This is a genomic window from Leptolyngbya sp. 7M (genome assembly GCF_018128485.1).
Window position 1 is genome coordinate 3,376,602 of record NZ_CP070897.1, and the last position, 21,484, is coordinate 3,398,085.

A 21,484-nucleotide genomic window follows, 5' to 3' on the forward strand; every position below is an offset into this window, starting at 1 on the left:
TCTGGCCGAATCAAACAACGCTCTCATTAGGAGTGGATATGCAAATCGCTGGACATACGTTTTATGTTCTCCTTTCGTTTGTATTCTTTTTACTGTCTGTTGGATCTATTGCAGGCCAGATAGTGATACCGCCGGGAGTTTGCAAGGATCCAAGAGGCTGTGGGTCAACGCCAGGTCCGATCGGGCCGCCGCCCAAGACGCCCGACCAAGAACGGGCAATATCTCATTTGCCTCTTCGATCGAAAACAGTTTCATTGTTCGTCATCAACATCGACCCTGATGAAGCCGCCTGACCGCCGCTGATCCTCTATCGGGCTCCCGGCGATCGTTCGGGCATTTCGAGGTGACGTTTCTCGATTTGTTCGTGGAGTATCTGAAACCGCAATACCTTCAGGGGGAACGAAAGACGGTATCTCGAACTCTCCGGAATGAGTGATGTCCTTTCTAATAAGCTCGGAGATCTCACCAAGGTCAATGAAGAAATCCGCGACATCAATTAGCCTTGGGGCAGTATTTGAACGGAATCCGGCGACCTCAACACGACATCCCTTATAAGCTACCGCATTTATCGCATAGACGAAATCCTCATCCCCGGAGACCAGCACCGCAGTATCATATCTGCCGGCAAGGCTCAGCATATCAACGGCTATCTCAACATCAAGATTTGCCTTTCGCGTACCATCATAAAACGTTTTAAGCTCTTTTTGGATAACACGGAATCCATTTCTGCGCATCCAAAGCAGAAAGCCCTGTTGTCGCTCTGCCCCGGCATCTACACCTGTATAGAAAAACGCTCTGAGAAGCCTTCCGTCACCCAGAAGTATCCTTAAAAGCTTATTGTAATCGATGTCAATACTATGAAAGCGGGCAGCGTGAAAAAGGTTGTTTCCGTCAATGAAAACGGCAACCCTACCCCTGTGCCCGAATTTCCACGACGAAGTTGTGGTCGTGTCGAATTGCATTTTTAATGAACCCTCATTTAATTTACAGGTTCAGAGAGAAAGGAACGTCGGGAAAAATGGGAAAAGAACCGCGTTTTATGATGTTTGATCATTTCGTATGCAATGTCCAAGAATTAGCCAATTTTTTTAGATCGAATCAGGAAAATTATCGCATTATGATCATCAATAAACCTTTCTCAAAAAACCGTCTGGTCTAAGTTTGCTACGGCGTTTACGAATGGTCAAGCATAATTGTTTCGGACGTGTTAACATTTTCCGGGTTTAGAAGATGGCCACAGAAGATAAAGAAGTGTCGGTTTTGGAAGGTTTGGGTTCCGAAATTTGTATCCGTTCAGACGATATCGGATTCCTACCTGAAGAAATGCCATTATGTCCTAATTGCGCAAGACGAAATGCGCCGGGCAGAAGTAATTGTATCTATTGCGGAGAGGGTTTTCGAACAGGCGCGTCGGCTTACGATGCATCAAACGAAGAACTTGAGATATTTTCTGAGGTTCTGAATGGTTTCAATGTTGTTATCGGCCCACAGCGAAATAGTGTTTGGACAGATCAAAGAAATCGGCTCAAGATGCTTACAGGATTCGATCTTCAGATCGCGGATATTGCTGATCTCTCTCAGATAGCGTTACCTGTTGCTCGGTATTCCGTAGAGCATAAAGCCAAACAGATCGGAGACGAACTTTCGACGACGGGCTTGGAGGTGCGAATCGTATCGGACGCCTTATTGGAAGCCGCTCCGCCGATGCGAATACGCTGCATTGAGATCTTACCGAAGCAGATCCAATTTACTAATTTCAACACCGGACAAGTGTATCGGTTCCATCCTTCCGAAATAAAACTCATAGTAAGTGGGACGATTCGCGAGGAGCGGGTCCACGCAACGGTCAAGAAAAAAAGAAATCGCCCTGATAAGGTCGATAAACAAGAGAGCGTAAATTTGACCCCGATGATCGATCTCTACACGGCTCCCGACGTTGGTTTTAGGGTCAATACCAATGGATTTGACTTTTCGTGTTTAGGTGTAAACAAGGCGATGTTGGCAGCCGACAACATTGAACGCCTGTTGGTAATGCTAGGCGAGTTCTGTCCCGAAGCTCCTACCAATAACCACTTCGATGAAGTCACGGGGGTTTTATGTCAGGTATGGGATCTCGAATCTCATAAAGACCATCGGGGAGTACTTCGTATCGGGCTTGAGAACAAAGGCCGCACAACAGTAACATCTCGAAACAATCTGAGACAGTTCACGAAATATTCACGCCTTCAGGCTCGGTATATATGAAGAAGCGGCCACGAATGCGTTGGGAAGAGAAGGACAAAAAGTCGCCCGACAAAAAGATCAGAGATAATTTCAAGCAAACGGGGGTTTCCCGCCGTTTTGAGCCTGATGAGCAACCTGCCGGCTCTGGTTCGATAGTATATGGATCGGTGCCGGTCGCTGAACGACTTCGCTCTCGCCCACAATCGATACTTAGAATCCTATTGCTAGAAACAACTTCCGATCATCGCGTAAAAGATATCTTGGAGCTTGCACGTAGGAATGGAGTTATCGTTGAAAGAAAGAATCGGAGAAAGTTGGATGAGGTTTCCGGGCCGAATTCGAATCACCAGGGGATCGTCGCACTTGTTTCGGCAAAGGACTATGTTGACGCGGACGAGATCATCGAGAGCGCGGGTGAAGATAGTCTTTTTGTGATAATTGACGGCGTTGAAGATCCGCGGAACCTCGGAGCGATCATACGTAGTGCCGAATGTGCCGGTGCCGACGGTGTTTTCATACCGGAACGACGGGCCGCGGGTTTGACAGAGACGGTTGCGAAATCCTCCGCAGGAGCTGTGGAGCATATTCCGGTCGCGCGTGTTCAAAATCTGAACCGCTTGATAGATGAACTAAAAGAAAAGAACATCTGGGTTGTTGGAGCGGCCGGTGAAGCTGATACCGCATATACTGATTGGGATTGGAACCGTCCGACAGCTCTTGTATTGGGAAGCGAGGGGGATGGGTTGCATCGTCTTGTTGCCAAGAACTGCGATGTTCTGGTTAGAATACCAATGTACGGAAAGATCGGTTCCTTGAACGTTTCGGTTGCTGCAGGCGTAATCCTTTTTGAAGCACAGCGTCAAAGAGCTAATATAAAGGGAAGCTAATTATGTTTTGTCCAAAATGCGGAACGAAAAATCCTGAAGACGGCAAATTCTGTCGGAGTTGCGGTACCGACATCGGAAATGTTGCAAAAGTCTTGGATACAGGAGCCGCAAGCTCAATGGAAACCTTGATGATGTTGGCTTATTAGCCTCTCAGCATCTTATTACAGGAGATTTTCAAACGATCTCAGAAGAAATATTGCCAAAACTGGATAGTGAAGTCTTTTTTGTCGTGAACCTCGACACCGACAAGGAAACCAACATGAAGTATCAAGCAGCACTTGAACAACGTCCCTTATGGTCAGCACTTAAAGCTGTTCGGCTTGATCAAGTTTATCTAGTTGATCGCGCCACTTGGCATGGATATAGCATTTTTGCAGCTTATGCAGTACTGGATGATATTGAGAAATATTTAGTGAACGATTCTTAGCTCATGCCTAAACACACCCTCTTCATCTGCCAATCCTGCCATCACTCCTCCGAAGATCGCCCCAACCATCAACCTGCTGATGGCACACGTTTACTCGAACAACTCAACACATTAGGCACTGAACACATCCAGTCCAACGAGTTTGAAATTCAACCCGTCGGCTGCCTGTGGACGTGCGACAAACCCTGCGCCGTTGCCTTCTCCGCTCCCCACAAACCGACCTATCTGTTCACGACCTTGCCAACCGGTCAAACGGCTCCTGCCCTACTCCAGTTTGGCAAACGCTATCTCGATAGCAAGACTGGCGATATCCCCTGGAAGCAGTTTCCTGAAGCGTTGCAGTCAGTGAGTATTGCCAAGATTCCGGCAGTGGGTGAATGAGTGGATGGGGGATTAGGAAGGGGCGATCGCATAGTTGTAATGGTAGAGCGGTGAAGGAGGGCGATCGGAACGATCAGATATGCCAATGACGCAAAAATTATTGTCTGACTTATTACTTACTGCCACAACGTAATCGGAAGATGTTCACCAAACAATGCAAAATCACCAATTGTTTTCTCAATCTTCATGCATCTACAAAATAATCCGAAGTAATCCGATGAATTTGAACCTGCCCTAGCTCTGCTGCAAAAATTCCTTCTAAAAATCTTCTAGCTTCAGTAAATACCTCTCGTTTGAAAAGCAAAGTAATGACCTCATCCAAAACATAGTCACTGGTATGAATTGGAATATTACTGGAGCGCAAATTCTGAAAGACTTTGACAACAGCCTCGTGATAAGTATCTCGCCGATGTCCATACGCGACCCAGCCCCAAGTATCTACAAAAAACGATCGTGGTTTCATGATTTAAACGTCTTTGCCGTCGTACAACTCCTCATCAATATCTTCATTTGCGATCGGTTCCCCAGAAAGCATTCCTGCAACCGCAAGTAAAGGTTCCTCTGTAGAAAGCTCCTCATCTTTAAGGGTTTGCCAGGATAAAAACCGGGCAAAATCTAAAATTTCTTGGATTTTAGATTCTGGTAGCTTCTGAAGGGTGACAACAATTTGCTCAATTAAAGGACTCATGAACTTACCTCCATCACATATCCAAATATCGGTTATCCCAGGCAATTGCAAGATTTCCTCACTCCCTACTATTTTAGTGCGATCGCCCCTTGTCGTAGGCTGGGAAGAGGCAACAAAACCCAACAGTCCAAAACCTCTTAACGAGAAATTCACTCATCTCTCGGTCTATGCTAATAATGTAAAAATTATTGCCACAAATTAATCGGAAGATGTTCACCAAATCGCCAGTTCAAGGTTAGGAAATGCTCGTAAATACTCTCTCAAACGAACAAACTGTTCGACTTCTCGAATTCCTGACAGTACTTCTTGCCGAATCACACCCAACAGAGCAACTCTGTCATCGGCAATCAACTCACGCAACCTCAAAACCTGGAATCGCTCTTCCGGGGTTCGATTTCGTCGCAGAGCCAACGACCCAACAGAAGTATCAACAACAACCTTCATGCTCGTTGCCGTTGTTGCTTATAGTTATACCCTGGGTCATAGTCGATCGTGCTAAAAAGTTCCAAAACTTTCAATTGTTTACGCCGCTGCACATATTCTCGCAAAGCTGCTTCAACAACCGCTTTCTCTGGGCGGACATCGAACAGAGTCAACGCTTCCTGGATCAACATCTGATCAATTTCAAGATTCGTTGTCACTGGCTTGCATCTCCAATATTGACACTATCAAATTGGGCGTCTCTACTATTCTATATCTCTCTGCAAACCGATTTTACCTTTGTCTTTTACGGGCAATTCTCGACGAGACGGCAAAGCCGATCGAAACTAATTGAGAAGGGGCGATCGGGGTTTGTGGTGGAGGAAGGCGATCGCGCTTCTCCATAAAACATGATGAATCGCCCTACTACAAGCTCTGCTTTAACTGACTCGTTCAAGCCGTTCAGCCAGCCAAACCTTGACAAAAGTCAATGCCGTGCTTTTGCCGATTAGACTGGCTCTTTTGTGGATCAAACTCAAACTCCACATCCCTGCAAGCTGGCTCACCTTGTACAGGCTAGTATAGCCCTATCCCATCGAATCATGACTCAGGCTCCTTTGGTGCGTCTACTCCGCTATGCCAAACCCTATCAGGTGCAAATTTGGGGGGCAACGCTCTGCTCTATCTTTCGCACCTTATTTGATTTAGCTCCGCCTTATCTGATTGGCGTTGCGGTGGATGTGGTGGTTGAGCAAGAAGCCTCGTTAATTGCTCGCTTTGGCATTCAAGATCCGCTGACGCAGTTGTTGGTATTGTCATTGCTGACGATCGCCGTTTGGGGTTTAGAATCCCTCAGTCAATACGGAGCCGATAAACTCTGGCGCAACCTGGCTCAGACCCTCCAGCATGAACTGCGAGTCGATACCTACAATCATCTCCAAGAACTGGAACTGGCGTATTTTGAAGACCGCAGTACGGGAACGCTGTTATCAATTCTCAATGATGACATCAACCAGCTAGAGCGATTTCTCAACTTTGGTGCACAAGATCTGATCAGTTTTTTCACACGAGTATTCGCCGTTGGCATTAGTTTTGTATTCCTGGCTCCTGGGATTGCATGGCTTGCCATGTTGCCGATTCCGTTCATTTTGTGGGGAACGTTCACGTTCCAATCTCGGCTAGCTCCTCGGTATGACATGGTGCGCGACCAAGCAGGACTGATTATATTACGAAAGAGGTCGAAGCCCCGTCCGCTCCTTGGGGCTGGGTCGATAGTCCGTAAGTGTGATGAAGTATTTCACGATAGCCCCGCCCCGATCGCTCTCGCCGTATGTGCGAGCATTCTGGGTCTTGGAGGGAGAGGCATCTGCCGTCCAGCCTTATATCTATCGTGGTTATGCGGATGGGTTTTCCGAACTACTTTTCCATTACAACGGAGTATTTGAAGAGATTGTTGAAGCTGATCGGATCAGTTCTTATACCGCGGGGCTTCACGCACAGACCCGAAATGTCAGGCGTTTTGTCGTAGATCAGAATTTCGGCATTTTTGGTTGCACGCTTTTTCCTTATGCGATCCCTAAATTCTTTGGTTATCCGGCAAGCGACCTGACCGACCATGATCCCGACCTTATGACAATGCTCGGCCCCATAGGCAGCGAGCTGGAAGAACGGATGTTATATGCGCCGAACAATGCGGCACGTGCTCAATTGCTAATAGCTTTTTTGAATCACCGTCTTGATATTGACCGACGCGAACTCTCACCCGTTATAGCTTCGATCCGCCGGATGATCGATCTGCACGGTGTCGTTAACATAAGAACTCTTGCAAAAGATCAGTTTATGTCTGAGCGTACATTTGAACGAAAATTCAAGGAATTTTCTGGATTTCGTCCAAAGCTATTATCACGGATCCTGCGGTTCCAGGCAGCTATAAAGGAAGACACCAAATCTATCTCATTGACAGACATTGCTCTTAAATACGGCTATTACGATCAGTCGCATTTCATCAAAGATTTTCGGGAATTTACAGGCTATTCCCCAAAAGTCTATTTCGACGGTTTTGCAGAGGGGTCCGAGTTTCTGTCAATTTAAAGATTGTCGGTTTTTTCCAATACATTCCGGCCCAGTTCCTATACTCTTGCCTTGTTCTAATAAAAAACGATACGAGGTGAATAAATGTCCAACGCAACGAACCCGATCCCAAAAGGCTATGAGGGAATCATACCCTATATCACACTAAAGAACTGTGCTGAAGCTATTGAATTCTATAAACGAGCATTCGGAGCTGAAGAACTATTTCGTTTGTCAGGCGATGATAATAAGATCGGGCATGCTGAACTGAAGATCGGAAGTGGAATATTGATGGTCTCGGATGAATACGCCGATTTCGGTTGTTTTTCTCCCGAAACAATCGGTGGCACGCCGTTCACAATGATGGTCTATGTTGAAGACGTCGATGTATTTGCCGAGAATGCAGTTAAAGAAGGATTGAAGATCGTCCGCCCTATCGAAGAGCAGTTCTATGGAGATCGTTCTGGCCACTTTGAAGATCCTTTTGGCTATAAGTGGTGCTTTGCAACTCACAAGGAAGATCTTTCCGCGGAAGAAATGGAGAAGCGCGCTGCTGTATCAAAGGGCTAGACGGATCGGTCGCTCGCCGGCGTTTAAGGCAAATGAAAATGCCCGGGGATCAGGTCGCGGGCATTTTCGATGTGATCAAAATGAGGTTTATTTCTTCCCTGACTTTGCGAAATAGCCCTGGCGATGGGTCAGGCGGACCTTTTGCCGCTGAAGGTCTGGGTTGACCAATTTTATCTCGATGGTTCTGTATGAACCGTCCTGCGCGTTGTTGGTCGGTTCATATGCAAGCAGGTACTGCGAACGCATTTCTTCCTGGATCTGTTTGAATGCGTCACGAAGCTGCCGTTCATCGCGCGGGAAATATGCACGCCCGCCAGTCTGTTCGGAGACCTTTTCGAGCGTTCCCTTATCAACGCCGTAATAGAAATTATCACCGATGCCGATCGAATATATGATTGCCTCAGCACGCTGTGCTGCTTCGACGGCATCCCTCAATTTCTTGCGACCATAAGTATTGGCTCCATCTGAGAGCAAAATGATGGCCCGTCTGGTCCGTTCGGGAGCGGGGCCGAGGATGTCTTCCGAAGTTACCCAGATGGCATCCCAAATTGCGGTCGCGAGCATTGCTTCTTGATTGCGCCCGGAGATAGGCGGTGTTCCGGTCGCACCGAGCACACATCCTCCAATGTATCCCGCCGGAGCGTGAAACCGGACGTTATCCACCGCACGCATAAGCCGGGTAAGATTCGCCGACATTCCCTGTTCCAATACCGTTTCACCCGTGAACGAAAGGATCGCGACCTCATCACGATCAGGACGGATCACGGTCTCAAGAAAGGCCTTCGCTGCGGACTTTTGTTCGGGCAAGACCCTTTCCTGTGAGCAGCTTGTATCGATCAGGATCGCAAGGCTCAGCGGAAGATCGACCTGTCGGCTGAACGCAGTTATCTCTTGCTTGCGCCCATCTTCATAAAGTTCGATGTCTTCCTGTTTCAGGTTCAAAACAAGCCGTCGGTCCTTATCCTGAGCGGTAAAGAGAACATTGACCGCTTCGGTATCGATCTTAATTACATCGTCCTCCTCTTCTATCGGAGGCGTAGGCGTCGGCAGCGGCAGGTCGGCAGATGCGCGTACGTCAGTGCGAGCCGTGAAAAAAAGAAGGACCCCTGCTATCAGGGCCACAGCTAATAGAAAGAAATATCTGGTAATAGTGCTTTTCTTAACGATCAATTGCATCGCGTTCATTCCCCGCACCGTATCAGATGCTGTCGCGCACCGCCCGGTAGCTTGTCTTTGTTCTTATTTTGTATCTGTTCGCCTTTGTGCGGTCGCGGAGACGGACCTCGATCTTTCGCGTACGGCCATCGTAATTTTGATTCGCCGGCTGGTAAGTGATTATGTACTGGGTCCGTAATTCCTCAGAGATGCGTTTGAATGCACGTTCAAGCTCTAGCATATCTCCGGTAAAAAATGCCTGCCCGCCAGTCTGTTCGCAGAGCTGGGTCAGAAGCCTGTCGCCGCGATCCTTGACCGTACCGGCCTCAACGCCGGGTACGCTTCCAAGGAAGCCCGCCTTTGTTGAGATGCCAAAGATGGTAGTTTCTGTCCGCTGCGCGATATCTATCGCGTCCGCAAGCTCGGCGCGGCTAAAAGTATCAAAACGATTGAATGAACGCAATCTAAGCGATGTGAGTAACAGAGCGACAAAATTAAAGAATAGACTATTTTGCATCAACTAATCAGTCGCTGCAAACACAACACTCCAGCTTGAGGAAAGCACAGGATATGCGCAAACCCTAGCCTATGCCCTCCCTGAGGGTATCCAACTAATTCTTAAAATGAATCACAAACTTTGCGCCTAGCTCAGCCCCAACGCAATAGGCGCAGGTCTGAGTAATCACTAAACTGCTGCAAAAGCAGAACTCAGAAAGACGAACCGGAAACACGGATGAATTACCGCTAATCACTAGCTGGATCAATCAACAGCTAACAAATGTTAGCTCAACACATACTAGCTCAACCAAAAAGCTTTGCCAAGTTAAACCAAATAATTCAAAGACAGCTGCGTTTCAGCCCACAGATTCGTTGATGAGAAACTCGCTCAGCTCTGCAAGCTTTACTCTTCGAGTGTGCAATGAAGTTGAGATTAACAAACCTTTCCGTGAATAATCCCCTGAGGAGTGTATCTCATGAGGTCAAGATTAGTCAAGAAAAAACTACAAACGCAATAGTACGAACACGAATCTGTATTGATAGATACGGACTTGACTAAACTCTGCATCTGACTCCGGACCCATGCAGCTCATATAACTAAAATCAACTCTAAATAGGTTCATGGCACACCTGGGATCAACTAATTTTTAGAACCAATCTCAGATCTTCAGGAAACTTAATATAAACCTGAGTACGCCGATATGTACTCAAATAATAATAGCCAGATAAGAACGCACCCGTTTAGAGCTATAAATATATCTCTCTACAATTAGCTCTAGATTCAGATTAATCATGATCTTCCTGTAAGCTTAACGCCCATCAGGTACATACATTCTCCTGTATGTTTGAGCAGCACACGTCTTTTTTTATATTTTATAAAGAATTAGTGATTGTTTCCTTCTAGTACTGAGGGACCCTAGTCGAAATATTAAGAAAGTCTATAAGCTTTGATATTACATGGTGATATTCGGTTACGTTATTACATAGCTTTTGCCAAGCCTTTTTAAAACTGAATGCTTCTGAGAAGTGTAGTTGAAGCAATTGAAGAAAGAGCCAAAGGGTTGATCCAAAGGGCTGAAGGGTCACGTTCGATCAATTTACTTCTAGGTTAACCCAATTAGAATGGGTTGATGTCTGTTGAGTGGACATTGAGTCATGTTGAGTGGCAGCCACGTACTTTTTCACTCATTTTTATCTATTGATCCGGTAATCCAGGTGAGCTGATAGGAGTGAGTTGATAAATAGTTGTGCATCTCAGTTATTTCCATAGTGTGACTATCTCGTATTAGAAGGCTGATATCAAGCATGCTGCAATTTACCCAGGCTTTGCAGTTCATGCCTATTTTTAAGTGTAGCTATTAGGTCAATCAACCAGCTCATGTTAGTGATATCAGCGATATAGAACGGTAGCAATATGACTCTCCAGTGAGTTTGCTGCACAGTCACGTCATGCTGAATCTTGTATGGCTTAATCAGCAAGGAGATTGCAAATAGACATTAGAAAAGCCCCAGGTAGTTCTAGTCAAGTAGTTCTAGTCAATAAGTTTTAGCTGATCAGAGGTAAGAGTGGTGCAACAGCAAAAGCGATCGCTACTGAATTCGAGCTTTTTTTGGCTGCTTGTGATTAGCTTAGGTACAATAGCAGCTGGCCTTTTACAACCTCTCAGTTTTCGCTCCTCTTCCTCACCTCAGTCGCCGCTCTCTCCGGCAGCGCTAAATGAAACTGGTGAAGACAGCGCCAATCGAGTGGCAGTTGCCGCACTAGGACGCTTGCAGCCTCAAGGAGATGTAATTAACCTATCGGCCCCGACTTCGTTACACAATGCCCGGATTGAAAAGCTCCTGGTGCAAGAAGGGGATCAGGTCCAGACCGGAGAGGTGGTTGCTCAGCTAGATGGTTACACCATGCAGCAGGTAGCCGTGCAGCAGGCGAGGGATCGGATTGCCATTGCTCAGGCTCGCCTAGCGCAGGTAAAGGCAGGAGCCAAATCAGGAGAGATTGAGGCACAAAAAGCATCCATTGCCCGACTAGAAGCCGAACTGCAAAATGCCCAGCAAGAATTAGAGCGATATCGCGTGTTATATCAAGATGGAGCAGTTTCAGCGTCACTTTTAGATAGTAAACAGCTTGTGGTTAATACAACCCAGAAACAGCTTGATCAAGCGAAACAAACCTTGAGCAGCATTGCCGAAGTTCGCCCGGTAGACCTGCAACTGGCGCAGGCAGAACTGGAAAGCGCCATCACCAACCTCAAGCAAGCCGAAGCCGAACTTGAGTTAGAGTCGATTCGTGCTCCTAAAGCCGGACGTATTCTAAAGATCCATACGCAAGCAGGAGAAGTGATCGGGCCAGAGGGTGTGGTTGCCCTAGGTCAAACCGATCAAATGTATGCTGTAGCAGAAATTTATGAAACTGATATCAATAAAGTGCAAGTTGGCCAGCAGGCAGTTATAACCAGCCCGGCCTTACCCAGTCCGATCGCAGGAAGTGTGAGCGAAATTGGCTGGCAGGTGGACCGCCAAAGCGTATTCAATGTTAGCCCCAGCAGCGATACCGATCGCAGAGTGATTCAGGTAAAAATTCGCATTCATGGCTCTCAAATCGATCAAATTGTTGCACTGACTAATTTACAGGTGGAGGTAATGATACCCTTGCAATAATTTTCATCATCCCAATGCTTCAAGTTCCATGATTCTGAGGTTCGATGTTCCCAGTTCCAACGCTGAAAGCTCCCTATTTCAAGCCCCCATTGCAACTCCATGTTCAAACTGCCTCTGTTCTGGTTACAGCTGATTCGCCAGCGAGCACGCCTGATGGTGACACTGGCTGGAATTGCTTTTATCGCCATTTTGATGTTTGTCCAACTCGGTTTTCAAAAGGCGCTCTACTCTAGCGCTACCCAAGTGCATCAAAACCTGCAGGGTGATCTGTTTTTACTCAGCACTCAGTACAAATTGACTTGAGCAGTACATTTGCTGCTGCAATTAGCTGGCTTAATTCATCTTTTGTGAAGTTGGTAGAACTGCTGAGTTAATTAAGTGATAATCGCGCTGCTAAAAGTGGCATTCGAGTCAAATTCGCGTTTCTAGTTCACAGCCAAAAGTTTGAAAATATCCTGTTAGCGGATCATAGACCTCATAATACTCAGTGCCGTCCGATTCAGTTTTCTGAACAACTCTAGGCTGTGAGCGAGGTATCAAGAGATTAAATAAACTGTCCCAAAAACGAGTCCAAAATGAGTTTGTTTGCGTAAATTGGACTGGATTAAAGTGTGAGTTGAGCTGTACAACGTCGAAGTAGACGGTTCAGAATTGACAAGATAAATGTTTGACTAAACGTTGAAGTGTGAGATTGGATCAATGCTTTTCATGGGAATTTGTTCTATTAGGAAATGTGAAAGGATTTGTTCTAAACGGCAGCGCTAACAGAGACCTAATCAGCGCCACCGTTGCTGAGCGATTCTATGCAGTGATTGCGCTGTGCTCGAAGTTGACCTGAAACCGGGTATCACTCTTCGACTGACAAACTTGCAAAATGTAGTCGCCTGCACCATTAAGTGACAGAGATATTAACACTCTTTTTAACTGGCATCAGGAATGCATTATTAGACAGACTTTTTCAAATTTTTGTGGAAGAATTGTGTAAGCTCATGCCATGAGTCCTCGGCTGCTAAGCGATTATAGGAAGAACGCTCGTTGCAGAAAAAACCATGATCGGCATCAGGATAAACCTTCAATGTGTATTCTTTGCCAAGTGCCTTAAACCGAGATTCAATTTGCTGAATACGTTCGAGTGGAATGAATGGATCGATACCACCATGAAACAAATATATCGGCACCGCGATGTTGCTCATTGCCTCAATCCATTCGTCTAGAACCATTCCATAGAAAGGAGCCGCTGCCGCAATTTCGTCCGAAAATTTACAAGCAGTGAGAAAGGTCAGACCGCCGCCTAAGCAAAATCCAGTCACTCCGATCCGCTCTGGAAAAACATCGGGCTGTGACTTCACATAGGCGATCGCCGCTCTAATATCCTCCTCTACTGGCTTACCGAAATCGATGCGGTACATCATCGCCATGGCTTGCTCAACCTCGCCATATTCAAACTTGTTGTTGGGCAATTCACGATAGTAAAGATCCGGCGTGAGAACGACGTAGCCTTCGTTTGCAATACGAGCTGCCACATCTCGGATATGGGAAGTTAATCCAAATGCTTCCATGAGGAGAATTACGGCTGGTTTCTGTCCACCCTCAACAGACCGATACAAGAATGCAGGCATTTGTCCGTCGGGTGTAGAAATTACCACTGTCTCTTCAATTTGCATGTTGTCGCCCTCGTCTGTAGAAAAAGAGAAAAAGTATTTCTGGCGATCGCCCTACCCAGTTCAAATTAAGCAGCTGAGTGATCGAAGGTCACGCCAAACTGCGTATTACCACTGCTTTGGCAAACTTGCAGAATATAATCTCCTGCTCCTCTCAATCCAGTGATGGTGTCAAGGTTGCCTTTGAGGGTGCTTGTACCCTTAACCACGACTTCGTTCTGATCAACAGAGCCGTTGCCGTTGCGGTCTTGAACAACGCGAATGTTAGCATCGCCTTTTTGATTACCCAGTTCCCGCACTGCAATGTTGAGACTGGAATTTCCATCAAGCGTGAAGGCAAAGTTGTCGGCAGTATCTTGATCACTGATGCGATCGCGCCGCCGCAAATCCTGAGCGATCGTGCCCAGTTGAATCTCTGGCGTAGTCAGGGGATTAGCACTGCCCGGAGAGGATCGGCTAATCTTAAAGGTGTAGAACATGTTACTACCGCTAATGCCTTGCACTCTGGCAATAAAGTTACCCTTACCAAGTGACTTATTCAATGAGAGAAAAGTGGTACCAGTGGTTCCTGGTGACAAAAAGCTATCAACGTTGTCGAGTCTACCGTTGGCATTGTTGTCTCGAAAGAGCGCGAGCTGAGTACTTCCTCCGCTAAATGATGCTGATACATTCACGTTTGCAGTGGTGGTGCCTGTCCTAAACGCATAAGTGTCTTGCTGGGTTTGGAAAACACCCGGAAGAACGCCATTTTCCGTTTTCGGAGCTGCATCCAAAAAAATAAAACCAAGATTTTTTTCAACCATGAGTTTCTCCTTGAATGTGAAAAGTTAAATGAGTACTGAATTGCAAATTGCGAGACATAGATTCGATCGCTTCGCTCAATTCAGCAGGTTCGTTGCTTACATTTCAGAATAGAAATTGATGCTCTGTTTGTCGGTTTGAAAAAGTCGGATCAAAGGTCAGAAAAGGTCGGCTTGTAAAATTGGGAAATATCAGGTGCGACCGATTAGAGGTTGATCATTACAGGTGGCGGGTAAGGTTTAGCAAAGGTGAAACATTCGGGTGAATCCCCGTATAGGGCAAGTTGTTTCAGCTTTGCTTTTCCTGCCTCAACCGTGGGCAAACAATCAGTAGGAATCCACCATAGGGCAAGATGCTCACCTTGGTATCGTTCAAACCAGTTGCGACGACGGCTAAAAAATTCACCGTGCAAGGTTTTATAAACATAGTCCTTTAGCTGCTCTACGCTCTGCCAAACCGATAAATTAACCAGCATTTTTGGATCAGGGTAGGCTTGAATATCGGTTGCATTACCGGATGAACTTTGTAATCGCCAAACAAAACCGGGACTTCGATCGGCAACGGCATTAACTTCATCCAGCGCTGCTGCAAACTCAGACATGGTTGGATCGTCTAAAGGAGCTTTCATCAATGCAACATTGATTTGGGCGAGATGGTAGTTCTGTGAAGACAATTTTAACCTCATTTGGGCGACCTCAAATGATTTCTACGAAGAGTTCTAGAAGAGCTTGATATTTTTAGTATCGTGCGGTCTTGCTGAAGACTCCAGAGAGGATAAAGTAACTTATACCAATTACATGTGAAGCTGCATAGAATTTACTCCACTGCCTACGGCACCTCCCCTCCATCTGCAATCGGTTGCTGTTGGTAAGCTTTGAGCAAGTCCTGGCACAGCAGCTCGGTTAGAACAGGTTGGGAACCGACCCAGGTGCGAATCGCCCGAATTAGCTGAGAGGGTTGGCTGGTGATCTGGTTTAGCTTTGGCAAAAATGCCTTGAGAATCGGGATCACTTCCGGTTTTGCTTCGGAAATTTGTTCTAGGGTGCGGCTTGCTTCCAGGAAGTGTTGATCTTCTTCACTGAGTTCTGCTTTACTTAACCGTTGGCTCTCAGCCCAAGCTAGAGCGTCCTGCAGCGCTTGTCCATACAGCAGCCGTGATTCATCTGTGTAACCTGACTTGACCCAGGCTTTGATCGCTTCACTGTAGGGGCGCAGTTTTGCCAGCTCTTGCTCAATCCACTGTTGATTAAAAATCTCTTGATAGATTGGGTTATAAACCCGTAAAGCTCCCTCGCGTTCGATCACTAACCCCGATAGCTTCAGCTCCAGATGTTCCAAGTCTTCTCGATTCTCAATGATTTCCCCCTGCTCTAAAATTTGCTGATACAGGTTCAGCAGGTGGCTGGGCGACCGTCTACTTTTGAGAATGCGGTCACGAATTACACCAAAGTGGGCGGGTTGATCTTTCTGACTCCAGTTCTGAATAATTTCTGAACGCACCAGCGTATCAATAGCCGATTTTTCTTGACCGGCAATAATTTTACGCTGCTTTTTAGACACCAAATTACACAGCTTCTGGGTCAGAAACGGTTGGCCGCCGGTCCAATCCAAAATCTCCTTCAATACCCAATCTGGTCGATCTGCAACCGTGCCGATTCCAGATTCTAACGGTTTTGCTTCTGCTTGACTAAAACCGTAGAGCTTGATCTCTTGACCGATGTTAAAGGGGGTACAGTCTACGTTAGAAATGAGATCGTAAGGCGTTGCCACACCGATCAGTACAAAGGTCAGTCGTTCGTAGTCTCGATTACTAGTACGCTGGTTATAGCAACTGCGAATGAAGGCAAAAAAATCATCGGTTGATAAATCATCAATAGATTCTTTTTTCAGCTTCAGTTTAAGTTTTAGAATGTAATCAATTTCATCAATTACAATAATCAGCTTGCGGTCTGGAAATCGGGTCAACAAGAAGGTTTCAATAAACTTCCCTAGCCGAGCGGAGGGCGTGAGGTGATCATGCTGTTGCCACCAAGCCGATAGGCTAATCTCGGCTAGCTCAAAGCTCTCCTTAAAGTTGTCCAGTATCGTTGTGTACCATTGGTCTAATGACTTTACTTCGGCTCCAACCGAGGACATGTCAATAAAGGCAAACAAAACCCCTTCGGCTTCTAACTTCTTTCTCGTCCGTACCACCAGGCTGGATTTTCCCATTTGCCGTGAATTGAGGACGTAGCAAAATTCACCTGCTTTCAACAGACTATACAACTTTTGATCGGCGGCGCGTTCCACATAGGTTGGATGATTAGGGTCAAGGGTGCCCCCGACTTGGTACTCATAATATGGGTTAAAGCTCTCAGTATCTGGTTCTAGCATCTGTATTGATTCCAACCATAGGGAATAAATAATCTGCCGATTCTAAATTCTAAGGTTACTAACCAGAGCACTTTATAATAAACATCGCTCTGTTTGCCATCCACCCAACTGCTACAAAGCTGCCATTGACCCATCTACCCATCTACCCATTTACCCATTTACCCATCCACATCTAGCTCTGACGCTTGAAATAGTTATAAAAATATCGTTGATAGAGATGACATCGCGGCGCTGCAACATTTTCAGAGGCGTCAATCAGACGGATTAAGCCCATGCTGTATAGCTTAAAGGCATCAACTGCTGCGATGGGCATTGCTTCATTAACCGTAACAATCTCTTTAAATTGAGCTTTTAATTCGGTGCAGCTTTCCAGGGCTGTGGTAATTTGTAGCAGATGATTCGTATAGATGCCAATTTGAGTGCAAGCAGTTTCCGTGATGCGTTTCAGCACCTTGTCTGTTTCCTTTTTTTGATGCTTGATGTAAAGAAAGGCAGTATCTACCAAGTAGGGATGCCCTCCCACCAGTTTCACCAGTTCATCGGTATAATTGCTTTCCCAGCGTAATCGGTATCGTCTGGCCAGTTCCTCGATTTGGTTGTTATCAAACTCTGACAGTTCAACGTCAGTGCCAATCGAGGTGAAAGGAGAGTAATCGATGTCATTCGATAACCCGTAAATATCGGTTGAATAAACTGTGACTAGCCGAAAGTGGCTCCAGATTTTCTGGCTAGCTGCACTGCCTTTGATCACTTTGTCACCCCAGCTCCGCAGTAGAGCACGAAACTCGTCCATAATATCGAGATTCTCAAAAATATGGTCAACCCGATCCAGAACCAGCAGCAAGGAGCTATGCAGGTTAGCCATTTCCGTCAGCACATATTTTTGAAAATAATTAGTAATCTTTTGGCTGGGCGTTAGCTCATCTAACCAGTAGACATCGAGCTTGACCGGCAAATCTAGTTCAATACTGACCGACACACAGAGCCATTTGAAGAAAGCTTCTGTATTAGTGAGCACCTGTCGATCGATGTCTAGTTCGACCTTACGGAAATCAATGCGCTGGCTGAGTTTGGTGAGTACTTCATTCAGGAATAGGGTTTTGCCCATCAACTGCGGCCCCTTGACTCGCACTATCGCTCCTGGCTTCTGTAGGGCGGCGTAACATCGGGCTTCTTCTTCAGTACGGCGAATATAAAATTCGTAGCTGGCTGGTGGGGCGATAACGTTGGCATCCACAATCGTTTCCATCGATAAATCCAATACCTCGGCGATGGATTCAACGGTTGAAGCATCCACATTCTTCATTGCAAAAAACCGATCAACCGTTGCCTTAGAGACTTGTGCCTGTTCGACTAAATCTTCTCGTCGCCATCCTCGCTTTGCCATCTCAGCCTTGATCCGCTCAAGTCCGTCAGTGGAGGCTGGAATGCTGTTTCTATTCCTTTCCTGCTTGTTCATCATCACCCTGCCTTTGATTTGTCATAGATATGAAAAATGCCTAGATTCGTCGCACTGCTCCGCGGCATTAATGTCGGCGGTAATACGATGTTAAAGATGTCAGATCTCAAGCCCTGCCTCGAACGGGCAGGGCTTGATAATGTCGTGACGTACATTAACAGCGGCAACATCGGATTTGACAGCGATAGATCCGAGAGCGATCTAATTGGTGTGGCAGAAGCGGCGATAGCAACAGAATTTGAAAGGCAGGTGCCCGTCATGATCCGTTCGCGAAGTGATGTCGTGAGAATTATTTCGGCGAATCCTTTCGACGGCGAATTTGAAAGTCACAAGGAGATGCATGTGCTATTTCTCAAAGACGAAATGCCTCTCGACAAACAACAGCAACTCATCGAGGCAGCGACGCCGCCTGAACGTTTTGCTATCGTCGGCCGCGAGATCTATTGCCATCTACCAATGGGCGTTGCTGACAGTCTGCTCGGCAAGAGCTACATTGAAAAGAAACTGAAACTTGCGGTTACCGCACGAAACTGGCGAACTGTACAAAAACTTGTCGAGCTCTGATCTTTAGAGCGGTAAATCCGAGAATTCCGGCGGTGTTTTTCTACCTTACAGCAAATGCATTACATCAATTATTCATGCTGCGGCTTGTCAGTTGTCAAAGCTTGAGTTTGACTCGCATAACGCAAGGCCGCCGTCCGATATGGTCGATTCGCAGAGGCGTCTCCCGTTTCAGTGTGAGAGCAGATTAAGAGATCTTAGGTCACGGCCTTGCCTCTAAGATCATATTAAACGGTGTTTCGGTCGCTCTTCTGAATCGCGTAAATCCGCCGTCTGTGGCAATCTGTCGAAGCCTTGCCTCACCGGCCTGAGCTCCCAGCCCCAATCCTACTTCCTGCGAGCGTGACGCGGGGGTGCAGATCAGCGTCGATGCGGAATAAAAGACGCGTCCAACAGGATTGTGGTTTTCTTGATATGTATCCTTGGCAAACGGCTCGACTATCATCCATGTCCCATCGTCTATCAAGGCATTTTTCACATGCCGTGCCGTACCGACTGGATCACCCATATCGTGGAGGCAGTCAAAGAACGTGATCAGATCGTAACCGTCGCCCGGAAAATCTTTTGATGACGCCACCTCAAATTTTACCCGGTCGCTTACTCCCGCAGCATCGGCTTTTTCTTTTGCCTTTTCGATCGAGGCATCGTGATAGTCAAAACCTACGAACTCAGAGTTTGGATAGGCTTGAGCCATGATAATAGTTGAGGCTCCAAGTCCACAACCCACATCTGCTACTCTTGCCCCGAAGCATAGCTTTTCTTCGACGCCTTCTAGGGCGGGGATCCATGAATTTACCAGATTTGCATTGTACCCTGGTCGAAAGAATAGCTCGGTACCGCAAAAAAGATCTGAGTCGTGTTCATGCCAGCCGAGCCCTTCACCGGTTTTGAAGCGCTCTAGCATTTGAGGCACTGCCTTCAAGGCCGCCGCTGCAAGAATGAAGGCTCCGGGTAAGTACGCAGGGTTATCCTCGCTTGTTAACGCGAAAACCTGTTCCTCACTCAAGAAGTACGCGTCTGTATCAGCATCATATTCTACATAGCCGCCTGCGGCGTTTGCATTCAGCCATTCGCGAATATACCGCTCGTTGGTTCCGGTCCGCTTTGCAAGTTCTGCAGCAGTTATGCGCTCGTTCGGAGTAGCCATTGCTTTATACAAGCCAAGCTTTGCTCCGATCACTATCAGCCCGGCATGTAACGTTGCCCCAAGATCACCAACAAATCTACCCAAGAGTTCGTTCAGTTTTTCCTCATTCACGTTCATATTCGTGTCCTCCATATAACACAGATATTTGAGAACAACCGAACCCCCTGCTCGAATCACCCCGCACGCGTATCAATAAAGACCTTGATGCAAATTCACCAGAACGCCGAAATGGTTATATAATGCACCAAGAGCGACAGACATTATATGCCAATTCGGAGGTCTTTCAACTTTAAAAATTGGATCGACGAGCATCGGCATCTGCTCAAGCCGCCGGTGGGTAATAAATGCCTTTATGATAATGAGGATTTCATCGTAATGGTCGTCGGCGGTCCGAACTCGCGAAAGGATTATCATTGGGACGAGGGCGAAGAGCTTTTTTATCAGATCGAGGGTGACATCAAAGTTCTGATCCAAGAAGATGGAAAACCCGTCGAGGTGCCGATCCGTGAGGGTGAGATGTTCCTGCTGCCGCCGCGGATCCCACATAATCCCATCCGCGGTGAGAACACCATCGGTCTTGTCATTGAGCGCAAACGCCGCAAAGGCGAGCTCGACGGGCTGTTGTGGTTCTGCGAGAACTGCAATGAGAAGCTCTACGAGGAGTATTTCCAGCTTGAGGACATAACTACGCAGTTTCAAGGTGTTTTCAAGAAATTCTACGGTTCCGAAAACCTACGCACGTGCAAAAAATGCGGCGTCGTCATGGAGCCGCCGCCGGTCGTATCATAAATGTTCAAGATCGATGTTCATACGCATATCCTTCCCAAAGACATACCCGCGTGGAAGGAGAGATTCGGGTACGGAGGCTTCATAACTCTCGATCACCACAGGCCGTGTTCAGCAACCATGGTGCGGGACGACGGAAAGCAATTTCGCGATGTCGAATCGAATTGCTGGGATCCTGCAAAGCGCATCGAGGAAATGGACAGTTACGGCGTCAACGTTCAGGTCCTCTCGACCGTGCCGGTGATGTTCACCTATTGGGCAAAGCCTGCAGATGGACTTGAGATATCAAAATTCCTGAACGACCACATTGCCGAGATAGCCGGCGAGTTTCCGCTGCGGTTTATAGGACTCGGAACAGTTCCTATGCAGGACACGGCCCTGGCCATTCGCGAACTCGAACGCTGTAAAGAGATCGGAATGGCTGGCGTCCAGATAGGGACGAACGTAAATCAGCTGAATCTTGGCGAGCCACAGTTTCTCGAATTCTTTCAGGCGTGCGAGGAGCTGGAAATGGCCCTTTTCGTTTGTTGGAGACGGCGCGGGCCGTCCGTGATCGTGCTGTGCAGAGACAGCGAGTGAAAACAAAATAATAAATGCGAAAAATCCTAATACCTTCACAAGGTACCTCCTTTGTAAAACGAAAGGCCGCGCCATTGGGCGCGAGCCAATGGCAAATAAACCGCAAAAATAACTTGCGGAAATTTTCAATAGCTTAT

27 protein-coding genes are annotated in these 21,484 nt (G+C 46.8%); 13 read left to right on the top strand and 14 right to left on the bottom strand.

What is annotated here, in order from left to right; genetic code table 11:
• Positions 1 to 105: 105 nt before the first annotated feature.
• Both JVX88_RS16790 and JVX88_RS16795 read right to left on the bottom strand, forming a co-directional pair.
• Positions 106 to 255 carry a hypothetical protein gene (locus tag JVX88_RS16790; protein ID WP_211628412.1) on the bottom strand — a complete coding sequence of 50 codons (150 nt, stop codon included), beginning with the start codon at positions 253 to 255 and terminating at the stop codon, positions 106 to 108.
• On the bottom strand, positions 252 to 962 hold the full coding sequence (locus JVX88_RS16795) for an NYN domain-containing protein (RefSeq protein ID WP_211628413.1): 711 nt from the start codon (positions 960 to 962) through the stop codon (positions 252 to 254). The genes JVX88_RS16790 and JVX88_RS16795 overlap by 4 nt, the downstream gene beginning before the upstream one ends.
• A 268-nt stretch (positions 963 to 1,230) precedes the next feature.
• Here JVX88_RS16795 and JVX88_RS16800 point away from each other — a divergent pair, with 268 nt between their 5' ends.
• From JVX88_RS16800 to JVX88_RS16820, 5 genes are read left to right on the top strand one after another with little or no spacing between them, the layout of a single operon-like run.
• A complete protein-coding gene (locus JVX88_RS16800; protein WP_211628414.1) occupies positions 1,231 to 2,244 on the top strand; it encodes a hypothetical protein in 1,014 nt (337 codons plus the stop codon).
• On the top strand, positions 2,241 to 3,110 hold the full coding sequence (gene rlmB / locus JVX88_RS16805; RefSeq protein WP_211628415.1) for a 23S rRNA (guanosine(2251)-2'-O)-methyltransferase RlmB: 870 nt from the start codon (positions 2,241 to 2,243) through the stop codon (positions 3,108 to 3,110). The genes JVX88_RS16800 and rlmB overlap by 4 nt, the downstream gene beginning before the upstream one ends.
• Positions 3,111 to 3,112: 2 nt before the next feature.
• Positions 3,113 to 3,256 carry a zinc-ribbon domain-containing protein gene (locus JVX88_RS44165; protein WP_211628416.1) on the top strand — a complete coding sequence of 48 codons (144 nt, stop codon included), beginning with the start codon at positions 3,113 to 3,115 and terminating at the stop codon, positions 3,254 to 3,256.
• Positions 3,257 to 3,306: 50 nt separating this feature from the next.
• Positions 3,307 to 3,537 carry a hypothetical protein gene (locus JVX88_RS16815; protein WP_211628417.1) on the top strand — a complete coding sequence of 77 codons (231 nt, stop codon included), beginning with the start codon at positions 3,307 to 3,309 and terminating at the stop codon, positions 3,535 to 3,537.
• Positions 3,538 to 3,540: 3 nt separating this feature from the next.
• On the top strand, positions 3,541 to 3,918 hold the full coding sequence (locus JVX88_RS16820) for a DUF1636 family protein (protein WP_211628418.1): 378 nt from the start codon (positions 3,541 to 3,543) through the stop codon (positions 3,916 to 3,918).
• 184 nt (positions 3,919 to 4,102) lie between these two features.
• Here JVX88_RS16820 and JVX88_RS16825 read toward each other — a convergent pair whose 3' ends face one another.
• The 4 genes from JVX88_RS16825 to JVX88_RS16840 are packed head-to-tail and all read right to left on the bottom strand — an operon-like array spanning position 4,103 to position 5,247.
• Positions 4,103 to 4,381 (bottom strand): type II toxin-antitoxin system VapC family toxin, encoded by a 279-nt coding sequence (locus tag JVX88_RS16825; protein WP_211628419.1) that lies wholly within the window; start codon positions 4,379 to 4,381, stop codon positions 4,103 to 4,105.
• Positions 4,382 to 4,384: 3 nt separating this feature from the next.
• A complete protein-coding gene (locus JVX88_RS16830; RefSeq protein ID WP_211628420.1) occupies positions 4,385 to 4,759 on the bottom strand; it encodes a DUF2281 domain-containing protein in 375 nt (124 codons plus the stop codon).
• A gap of 60 nt (positions 4,760 to 4,819) precedes the next feature.
• On the bottom strand, positions 4,820 to 5,050 hold the full coding sequence (locus JVX88_RS16835) for a hypothetical protein (RefSeq protein WP_211628421.1): 231 nt from the start codon (positions 5,048 to 5,050) through the stop codon (positions 4,820 to 4,822).
• A complete protein-coding gene (locus JVX88_RS16840; RefSeq protein ID WP_211628422.1) occupies positions 5,047 to 5,247 on the bottom strand; it encodes a type II toxin-antitoxin system VapB family antitoxin in 201 nt (66 codons plus the stop codon). The genes JVX88_RS16835 and JVX88_RS16840 overlap by 4 nt, the downstream gene beginning before the upstream one ends.
• A gap of 381 nt (positions 5,248 to 5,628) precedes the next feature.
• Between JVX88_RS16840 and JVX88_RS16845 the strand changes: the two genes are divergently transcribed.
• The 3 genes from JVX88_RS16845 (at position 5,629) to JVX88_RS16855 (ending at position 7,666) form a co-directional block, all read left to right on the top strand.
• Positions 5,629 to 6,471, top strand: coding sequence for an ABC transporter transmembrane domain-containing protein (locus JVX88_RS16845; RefSeq protein ID WP_211628423.1), 843 nt, complete (start codon positions 5,629 to 5,631; stop codon positions 6,469 to 6,471).
• A complete protein-coding gene (locus JVX88_RS16850; RefSeq protein WP_211628424.1) occupies positions 6,377 to 7,117 on the top strand; it encodes an AraC family transcriptional regulator in 741 nt (246 codons plus the stop codon). The genes JVX88_RS16845 and JVX88_RS16850 overlap by 95 nt, the downstream gene beginning before the upstream one ends.
• 84 nt (positions 7,118 to 7,201) lie before the next feature.
• Positions 7,202 to 7,666, top strand: coding sequence for a VOC family protein (locus JVX88_RS16855; RefSeq protein ID WP_211628425.1), 465 nt, complete (start codon positions 7,202 to 7,204; stop codon positions 7,664 to 7,666).
• 87 nt (positions 7,667 to 7,753) lie between these two features.
• Here the strand turns inward: JVX88_RS16855 and JVX88_RS16860 are convergent, their stop codons facing one another.
• Positions 7,754 to 8,842 (bottom strand): VWA domain-containing protein, encoded by a 1,089-nt coding sequence (locus JVX88_RS16860; protein ID WP_211628426.1) that lies wholly within the window; start codon positions 8,840 to 8,842, stop codon positions 7,754 to 7,756.
• Between the two features lie 22 nt (positions 8,843 to 8,864).
• On the bottom strand, positions 8,865 to 9,338 hold the full coding sequence (locus JVX88_RS16865) for a hypothetical protein (protein ID WP_211628427.1): 474 nt from the start codon (positions 9,336 to 9,338) through the stop codon (positions 8,865 to 8,867).
• A 1,550-nt stretch (positions 9,339 to 10,888) separates the two neighbouring features.
• On the opposite strand from JVX88_RS16865, the gene JVX88_RS16870 reads away from it, so the two are divergent.
• Both JVX88_RS16870 and JVX88_RS16875 read left to right on the top strand, forming a co-directional pair.
• Positions 10,889 to 11,980 carry an ABC exporter membrane fusion protein gene (locus JVX88_RS16870; protein ID WP_211628428.1) on the top strand — a complete coding sequence of 364 codons (1,092 nt, stop codon included), beginning with the start codon at positions 10,889 to 10,891 and terminating at the stop codon, positions 11,978 to 11,980.
• A 99-nt stretch (positions 11,981 to 12,079) separates the two neighbouring features.
• On the top strand, positions 12,080 to 12,283 hold the full coding sequence (locus JVX88_RS16875) for a hypothetical protein (RefSeq protein WP_211628429.1): 204 nt from the start codon (positions 12,080 to 12,082) through the stop codon (positions 12,281 to 12,283).
• A gap of 641 nt (positions 12,284 to 12,924) precedes the next feature.
• Here JVX88_RS16875 and JVX88_RS16880 read toward each other — a convergent pair.
• The 5 genes from JVX88_RS16880 to JVX88_RS16900 form a co-directional block, all read right to left on the bottom strand.
• Positions 12,925 to 13,644 (bottom strand): dienelactone hydrolase family protein, encoded by a 720-nt coding sequence (locus tag JVX88_RS16880; RefSeq protein ID WP_211628430.1) that lies wholly within the window; start codon positions 13,642 to 13,644, stop codon positions 12,925 to 12,927.
• A gap of 65 nt (positions 13,645 to 13,709) precedes the next feature.
• The gene (locus JVX88_RS16885) at positions 13,710 to 14,444 is read right to left on the bottom strand and encodes a hypothetical protein (RefSeq protein ID WP_211628431.1); all 735 of its coding nucleotides are present in this window, start codon (positions 14,442 to 14,444) and stop codon (positions 13,710 to 13,712) included.
• 203 nt (positions 14,445 to 14,647) lie between these two features.
• Positions 14,648 to 15,127: a DUF3291 domain-containing protein gene (locus JVX88_RS16890; RefSeq protein WP_225931438.1), complete on the bottom strand. Its 480-nt coding sequence runs from the start codon at positions 15,125 to 15,127 to the stop codon at positions 14,648 to 14,650.
• A gap of 143 nt (positions 15,128 to 15,270) precedes the next feature.
• Entirely contained in the window at positions 15,271 to 16,815 is a 1,545-nt protein-coding gene (locus tag JVX88_RS16895; RefSeq protein ID WP_211628433.1) for an AAA-like domain-containing protein, read from the bottom strand.
• 172 nt (positions 16,816 to 16,987) lie between these two features.
• Complete coding sequence (locus JVX88_RS16900) at positions 16,988 to 18,277, bottom strand: AAA-like domain-containing protein (RefSeq protein WP_211628434.1); 1,290 nt, start codon at positions 18,275 to 18,277, stop codon at positions 16,988 to 16,990.
• A 33-nt stretch (positions 18,278 to 18,310) separates the two neighbouring features.
• Between JVX88_RS16900 and JVX88_RS16905 the strand changes: the two genes are divergently transcribed.
• Complete coding sequence (locus JVX88_RS16905) at positions 18,311 to 18,838, top strand: DUF1697 domain-containing protein (protein WP_211628435.1); 528 nt, start codon at positions 18,311 to 18,313, stop codon at positions 18,836 to 18,838.
• A 199-nt stretch (positions 18,839 to 19,037) separates the two neighbouring features.
• Here JVX88_RS16905 and JVX88_RS16910 read toward each other — a convergent pair whose 3' ends face one another.
• Positions 19,038 to 20,099, bottom strand: a complete 1,062-nt coding sequence (locus tag JVX88_RS16910; protein WP_211628436.1) for a class I SAM-dependent methyltransferase — start codon at positions 20,097 to 20,099, stop codon at positions 19,038 to 19,040.
• A 147-nt stretch (positions 20,100 to 20,246) separates the two neighbouring features.
• Here JVX88_RS16910 and JVX88_RS16915 point away from each other — a divergent pair, with 147 nt between their 5' ends.
• Together JVX88_RS16915 and JVX88_RS16920 are read left to right on the top strand one after the other, a co-directional pair.
• A complete protein-coding gene (locus JVX88_RS16915) occupies positions 20,247 to 20,771 on the top strand; it encodes a 3-hydroxyanthranilate 3,4-dioxygenase (RefSeq protein ID WP_211628437.1) in 525 nt (174 codons plus the stop codon).
• The gene (locus tag JVX88_RS16920) at positions 20,772 to 21,347 is read left to right on the top strand and encodes an amidohydrolase family protein (RefSeq protein WP_211628438.1); all 576 of its coding nucleotides are present in this window, start codon (positions 20,772 to 20,774) and stop codon (positions 21,345 to 21,347) included.
• Positions 21,348 to 21,484: the final 137 nt, after the last annotated feature.